The following is a 7500-nucleotide window of genomic DNA, read 5'->3' on the forward strand; positions in this document are numbered from 1 at the left end:
TTGGAAAACATTCATGATTTATGGGATAGAGCTTTAGATCAAATTGAAAAAAAATTAAGCAAACCTAGTTTTGAAACCTGGCTCAAATCGACAAAAGCTCATGCTTTACAAGGAGACACGCTCATTATTACTGCACCTAATGATTTTGCACGGGACTGGTTAGAATCTAGGTATTCTAATTTAATTGCTGAAACACTTTATGATCTTACGGGGGAAGAGTTAGATGTAAAATTTATTATTCCTCCTAACCAGGCCGAGGAAGAATTCGATATTCAAACTCCTAAAAAGAAAGTCAATAAAGACGAAGGAGCAGAATTTCCTCAAAGCATGCTAAATTCGAAGTATACCTTTGATACATTTGTTATCGGATCTGGAAATCGGTTTGCGCATGCAGCTTCTTTAGCAGTAGCAGAAGCGCCGGCTAAAGCGTATAATCCGCTTTTTATTTACGGGGGAGTAGGATTAGGCAAAACACACTTAATGCACGCCATAGGCCACTATGTGTTAGATCATAATCCTGCCGCGAAAGTCGTGTACTTATCATCTGAAAAATTCACAAACGAGTTTATTAACTCTATTCGTGACAATAAAGCAGTAGAATTCCGCAACAAATACCGTAATGTAGATGTTTTACTGATTGATGATATTCAATTCTTAGCAGGTAAAGAGCAGACACAAGAAGAATTTTTCCATACGTTTAATACGCTTCACGAAGAAAGCAAGCAGATTGTCATCTCAAGTGATCGACCGCCGAAAGAAATTCCTACACTTGAAGATCGACTTCGCTCTCGCTTTGAATGGGGCCTTATTACAGACATCACACCACCAGATTTGGAAACACGAATTGCTATTTTGCGTAAAAAAGCCAAAGCGGACGGCTTAGTTATTCCAAATGAAGTTATGCTTTATATCGCCAATCAGATTGATTCAAATATTAGAGAATTAGAAGGCGCACTTATTCGTGTAGTAGCTTATTCTTCACTAATTAATAAAGATATAAACGCTGATTTAGCAGCAGAAGCATTAAAAGATATCATTCCTAGTTCAAAACCTAGGGTTATTACGATTCAAGACATCCAACAGATTGTTGGACAAGAATTTAATATAAAATTAGATGATTTCAAAGCAAAGAAACGTACAAAGTCAGTTGCGTTTCCTAGACAAATTGCCATGTACCTTTCTCGCGAACTAACGGATTTTTCGCTGCCTAAAATTGGAGAAGAGTTTGGCGGGCGAGACCATACTACTGTCATCCATGCTCATGAAAAAATCTCAAAACTTGTTCAAACAGATACTGACCTACAAAAACAAATTAAAGAAATAAGTGAATCACTAAAAATATAGGCTTTTTTTACTTGTATTTTGTGTATAAGTGAGTTAGGATTGTACACAGTCTGTCCACATGTGGATAGGCTGTGTTCTCACGTTTTTAGGGGTTATCCACATTTCCACAGCCCCTATTACTACTACTATCTTAAAATATAATAAATAATAAGCTTTTAAACCTACTTTTAAGGAGGATTAATTATTATGAAATTTATCATACAGAAAGACTATCTAGTTCAAAGCGTTCAAGACGTTATGAAAGCTGTATCTTCTAGAACAACAATTCCAATTTTAACGGGGATTAAAATTGTAGCGACTGAAGAAGGTGTTACCTTAACAGGAAGTGATTCCGATATCTCGATTGAATCGTTTATTCCAAACGAAGAAGAAGGAAAAGAGATTGTTGATATCCAAAAACCAGGAAGCGTTGTTCTCCCAGCTCGTTTCTTTAGTGAAATCGTAAAAAAGCTTCCTAAAGACATTGTAGAATTAGACGTCCAAAGTCATTTTTTAACAATCATTCGTTCAGGAAAAGCTGAATTTAACTTAAATGGTTTAGATGCAGAAGAGTATCCTCATTTACCACAGATCGAAGAAAACAACATGTTTAGATTACCGACAGACTTATTAAAAAACATGATTCGACAAACTGTCTTTGCGGTGTCCACCTCAGAAACACGACCTATCTTGACAGGTGTAAACTGGAAGGTCGATGGCAAAGAATTAACGTGCATTGCCACTGACAGTCACCGTCTAGCTTTGCGAAAAGCGACCATTGAAACTGGAAATGAAGCAACGTATAATGTGGTTATTCCAGGTAAAAGTTTAAGTGAATTCAGTAAGATCCTTGATGATTCTCATGAATTAGTAGACATTGTTATCACGGAAAATCAAGTATTATTCAAAACAAAACATTTACTATTTTTCTCAAGATTATTGGACGGAAATTATCCTGATACTTCAAGATTGATCCCAGCTGATAGTAAAACGGATGTTATATTGAACGTAAAAGAATTCTTGCAATCGATTGACCGCGCTTCTTTATTAGCTCGTGAAGGAAGAAACAACGTAGTAAAACTATCTACGCTGGATGAAGGAATTGTTGAAATCTCTTCTAACTCTCCTGAAATCGGAAAAGTAATTGAAGAGGTACAAAGTCAGTCTATCTCAGGAGAAGAATTAAAAATTTCTTTTAGCGCAAAATATATGTTAGATGCATTAAAAGCGCTCGAAGGAACAGATATCAAAATCAACTTCACTGGTGCGATGCGTCCATTTGTCATTCGAACATTAGAGGATGATTCAATGCTGCAGCTGATTTTACCAGTGCGAACATATTAAATCTCAGAAAGCTACTAGCATGCCGTACTAGTAGCTTTCTTTTCTCAAGGAGAATTATTTAGTAAAATAGAGATACATCATTAGAAAGTGAGAGAGTCGCATGAAAACAGAGGTTAAAATTTCAACTGAATACATTACGCTTGGCCAGTTTTTAAAATTAGCAGACGTCATTCAAACAGGTGGAATGGTAAAATGGTTTTTAAGTGAGCACGAAGTATATGTAAACGGGGAGCTAGAAGAGCGCCGCGGACGTAAATTATATGCAAATGACGAAGTGGATATACCGGCTGCAGGATCATTTGTTATTACTTAAAGTTGGTGAAACGTTTGTATATTAAAGAAATTACTTTAACAAATTACCGAAACTATACGAAGACAACGATTCCTTTTGAAAATAAAGTAAACGTCATTTTGGGTGAAAACGCACAGGGTAAAACAAACGTGATGGAATCGATCTTCGTATTATCTATGGCTAAATCTCATCGTACATCCAACGATAAAGAATTAATTAAATGGGACTGTGAGTATGCAAAGCTATCCGGCATTGTAGAAAAGCATAGAGGACCTGTTACACTGGATTTAGTCATCTCAACAAAAGGGAAAAAAGCAAAATATAATCACATTGAGCAGAAAAAACTCAGTCAATATATAGGGTCAATTAACACTGTCATGTTTGCTCCGGAGGATTTGAACCTAGTTAAAGGGAGTCCGCAAGTAAGGCGCAAATTTATCGATATGGAAATTGGTCAAGTTTCGCCTGTTTACATGCATGATTTAAGCAGGTATCAAAAGATTTTGCAGCAAAGAAATCAATATTTGAAGCAGCTGCAGACAAAAAAACAAACGGATCTTTCACTTTTAGACGTACTTACGTTACAGTTAAGTGAAATGGCGGCGAAAATCTTAAAAAAACGTTTTGAGTTTTTACAGTTACTTCAACAGTGGGCAGAGCCTATTCATAAAGGGATCAGTCGAGACTTAGAAACATTAAAAATTGAGTATAAGAATTCAATTGATGTATCAGAAGATGCAGATTTGTCGAAAATGTTAGAAGCATATCATCAAAAGTTTGATAAAATAAAAAGTAGAGAAATTGATAGAGGTGTCACCTTAGCAGGACCACACCGTGATGATCTTCTTTTCTACGTTAATGAAAAAGACGTTCAAACATTTGGTTCACAAGGGCAACAGCGGACGACTGCTTTATCGTTAAAGCTTGCTGAAATCGAGTTAATTCATCAAGAAGTAGGTGAATATCCAATCTTGCTTTTAGACGACGTATTGTCTGAATTAGATGATTTTCGTCAATCACACTTGCTAAATACCATTCAAGGAAAAGTTCAGACGTTTGTAACGACAACGAGCATTGAAGGAATTCATCACGAGACCTTAGAAAAAGCCGCTACATATCACGTAGAAGCTGGCCAAATTCAAAAGGTCAAATAGCAATTGATCTATCTAAAAACTTTTCGCAAGGCAATCTAACTGAAATATGATATCATTATAGTTTTAAGTCTATATATTTCAACTCGTACCCTCGATTATGAAAATTTTGTGCATAAGTAAACAAATTGCAAATACATTAAAGGCTCCGTATTATTTCCACATAATATTCGAAAAACATAATACAAAATGATAAATACAGCAGTTTGCTGTTAAAAAAAAGTGTAGGTGATACATTTGACGATGGAACAAAAAGAAGTACAAGCATATGAAGCTGATCAGATACAAGTATTAGAAGGATTAGAAGCTGTTCGTAAACGTCCGGGGATGTATATTGGATCGACGAGCGCAAAGGGTCTACATCATCTTGTATGGGAAATTGTAGATAATAGTATTGATGAAGCGCTGGCCGGCTATTGCGATGAAATTAATGTTATTATCGAAAAGGATAATAGTATTACAGTCAAAGATAACGGTCGTGGAATTCCGGTTGGTATTCAAGAAAAAATGGGCAGACCTGCCGTTGAAGTTATCTTAACGGTTCTTCATGCCGGAGGTAAATTTGGCGGCGGCGGCTATAAAGTATCTGGTGGATTACACGGTGTAGGTGCCTCAGTTGTTAATGCACTTTCTACCTCTTTGGAAGTGCACGTACATCGTGACGGTAAAGTTCATTATCAAAAATATGAACGAGGTGTACCGGCTGCTGACTTAAAAGTAGTTGGAGAAACAGATAAAACAGGTACTGTTATTCAATTCCGTCCAGACGGTGAAATTTTTACAGAAACGCTTGAATACGATTTTGATACGTTAGCTAATCGTCTGCGTGAGTTAGCTTTCTTAAATCGCGGCATTAAAATTACGATTGAAGACAAACGTGAAGAAGATAAAAGACGTGAGTATCACTATGAAGGTGGAATTAAGTCTTACGTTGAACACTTAAACCGTTCGAAAGAAGTGATTCACGAAGAGCCAATCTATATTGAAGGTAATCGAGACAACATTTCTGTAGAAATTGCTATTCAATATAACGATAGCTATACAAGTAATTTATATTCTTTTGCAAACAATATTCACACATATGAAGGTGGAACGCACGAAGCAGGATTTAAAACAGCGTTAACGCGTGTAATTAACGACTATGCACGTAAAAACAGCGTATTTAAAGACAGTGACGCCAATCTAACAGGTGAAGATGTTCGTGAAGGAATTACAGCTATCATCTCTATTAAGCACCCAGATCCGCAGTTCGAAGGACAAACAAAAACAAAGCTGGGAAATAGTGAAGCAAGAACAATTACTGACTCTGTGTTTGCAGAACACTTAGAAACTTACTTGCTAGAGAACCCTATTGTGGCGAAAAAGGTAATTGAAAAAGGTTTAATGGCTGCAAGAGCAAGAATGGCAGCTAAAAAAGCTCGTGAGCTTACACGCCGTAAAAGCGCGCTTGAAATTTCAAACTTACCGGGTAAATTAGCAGATTGTTCATCAAAAGATCCTTCTATTAGCGAACTCTATGTAGTAGAGGGTGACTCTGCCGGAGGTTCAGCTAAGCAGGGAAGAAGCCGTCATTTCCAAGCTATTTTGCCTTTACGTGGTAAAATTATCAACGTAGAGAAAGCGCGTTTAGATAAAATTTTATCTAATAACGAAATTCGTACAATCATTACCGCTCTAGGAACGGGTATTGGTGACGATTTTGATATTTCGAAAGCCCGCTACCATAAAATTGTGATTATGACAGATGCAGACGTAGACGGTGCGCATATTCGTACGCTTCTTCTAACGTTCTTCTATCGCTATATGAGACAGATTATTGAGCACGGATATGTGTACATTGCTCAGCCGCCTCTTTACAAAGTTTCACAAGGTAAAAAAGTGGAGTACGCGTACAACGATCGTCAATTAGAAGAGGTATTAGCTTCTTTCCCTGAAGGCGCAAAACCAAACCTTCAGCGTTACAAAGGTTTAGGAGAGATGAATCCTGAACAATTATGGGAAACAACAATGGATCCAGAGTTCCGTACCCTTCTTCAGGTGAACTTGCAAGATGCAATTGAAGCTGATGAGACATTTGAAATTTTAATGGGCGACAAAGTAGAACCACGCCGTAATTTCATTGAAGAAAATGCTCAGTACGTAAAAAATCTTGATATTTAAATGAACGGTAATACCCTTTATATTTTTTATAAAGGGTATATAAACGTCAGGATGGAGATAGGTTCTATCCTGCGTTTACATATATATGAATTACTATACTGAACTTCGCGAAGGAGGTTCTTATCGATGTCAGATAAACCAAACTCTCAAATAAGAGAAGTAAATATTAGTCAAGAAATGCGCGCATCCTTTTTAGATTATGCAATGAGCGTAATTGTATCGCGTGCTTTACCAGATGTAAGAGACGGACTTAAGCCTGTGCACCGTCGTATTTTATATGCAATGAATGATTTAGGTATGGGATCTGATAAGCCATATAAAAAATCAGCTCGTATCGTAGGAGAAGTAATTGGTAAGTATCACCCACACGGTGACTCAGCTGTATATGAAACAATGGTTCGTATGGCACAAGATTTTAGCTATCGTTATATGCTAATCGACGGTCATGGAAACTTTGGATCTGTTGATGGAGATGCAGCAGCAGCTATGCGTTATACAGAAGCAAGAATGTCAAAAGTTTCGATGGAACTGTTGCGTGACATCAATAAAGATACAATTGATTACCAAGATAACTATGACGGTTCTGAACGTGAACCAATTGTATTACCTGCTAGATTTCCAAATTTACTTGTAAACGGTTCAGCCGGAATTGCGGTAGGTATGGCGACAAATATTCCTCCGCATCAGTTAGGGGAAGTCATTGACGGCGTTTTAGCTGTAAGTCAAGACCCTGATATCACAATTGCAGAGTTAATGGAGATTATTCCAGGCCCGGATTTCCCAACTGCAGGACAAATTCTTGGCCGCAGCGGAATTCGTAAAGCTTATGAAACTGGAAAAGGTTCTATTATTGTTCGCGCAAAAGTAGAAATTGAAGAACAAAGCAATGGTAAACAAACTATTATTGTTCATGAACTTCCATACCAAGTAAATAAAGCAAAGCTAATTGAAAAAATTGCTGAGCTAGCTCGTGATAAGAAGATTGATGGAATTACGGATTTACGAGATGAGTCTGACCGTTCAGGTATGCGTATTGTTATTGAAGTAAGACGTGATGCAAATGCAAATGTTTTATTAAACAACTTATATAAGCAGACATCTCTTCAAACAAGTTTTGGTATTAATACCCTTGCATTAGTAGATGGACAGCCAAAAGTATTGAACTTGAAGCAATGTCTACAGTACTACTTAGACCATCAGGTAGTGGTTATTCGTCGTCGTACTGAATTT

General features: G+C 37.0%; 6 protein-coding genes (1 of these 6 only partly in view). All 6 read left to right on the forward strand.

Going from position 1 to position 7500, the window contains the following annotated elements; genetic code table 11:
• The gene (dnaA, locus tag MKY06_RS00005) at nucleotides 1–1344 is read left to right on the forward strand and encodes a chromosomal replication initiator protein DnaA (protein WP_013054820.1); all 1344 of its coding nucleotides are present in this window, start codon (nucleotides 1–3) and stop codon (nucleotides 1342–1344) included.
• A 186-nt stretch (nucleotides 1345–1530) separates the two neighbouring features.
• Entirely contained in the window at nucleotides 1531–2667 is a 1137-nt protein-coding gene (gene dnaN, locus MKY06_RS00010) for a DNA polymerase III subunit beta (RefSeq protein ID WP_013054821.1), read from the forward strand.
• Between the two features lie 100 nt (nucleotides 2668–2767).
• On the forward strand, nucleotides 2768–2980 hold the full coding sequence (gene yaaA / locus MKY06_RS00015; RefSeq protein ID WP_029319529.1) for a S4 domain-containing protein YaaA: 213 nt from the start codon (nucleotides 2768–2770) through the stop codon (nucleotides 2978–2980).
• A 14-nt stretch (nucleotides 2981–2994) separates the two neighbouring features.
• The gene (recF, locus tag MKY06_RS00020) at nucleotides 2995–4113 is read left to right on the forward strand and encodes a DNA replication/repair protein RecF (RefSeq protein WP_013054823.1); all 1119 of its coding nucleotides are present in this window, start codon (nucleotides 2995–2997) and stop codon (nucleotides 4111–4113) included.
• A gap of 240 nt (nucleotides 4114–4353) precedes the next feature.
• Nucleotides 4354–6270, forward strand: coding sequence for a DNA topoisomerase (ATP-hydrolyzing) subunit B (gene gyrB, locus MKY06_RS00025; protein WP_013054824.1), 1917 nt, complete (start codon nucleotides 4354–4356; stop codon nucleotides 6268–6270).
• Nucleotides 6271–6396: 126 nt separating this feature from the next.
• Nucleotides 6397–7500, forward strand: the start of a protein-coding gene (gyrA, locus tag MKY06_RS00030) for a DNA gyrase subunit A (RefSeq protein ID WP_029319534.1). It continues 1407 nt past the right edge of the window; only the first 1104 of its 2511 coding nucleotides appear in the window; it begins with the start codon at nucleotides 6397–6399; its stop codon lies off the right edge, out of view.

Origin of the sequence: Priestia sp. FSL P4-0332 (assembly GCF_038005845.1) — a bacterium.
GTDB lineage: Bacteria > Bacillota > Bacilli > Bacillales > Bacillaceae_H > Priestia.

Bases quoted from the DNA above. Each gene is read 5' to 3' on its own strand.
- gyrB (WP_013054824.1), top strand. From the start codon at position 4,354: ATGGAACAAAAAGAAGTACAAGCATATGAAGCTGATCAGATACAAGTA.
- dnaN (WP_013054821.1), top strand. From the start codon at position 1,531: ATGAAATTTATCATACAGAAAGACTATCTAGTTCAAAGCGTTCAAGAC.
- yaaA (WP_029319529.1), top strand. From the start codon at position 2,768: ATGAAAACAGAGGTTAAAATTTCAACTGAATACATTACGCTTGGCCAG.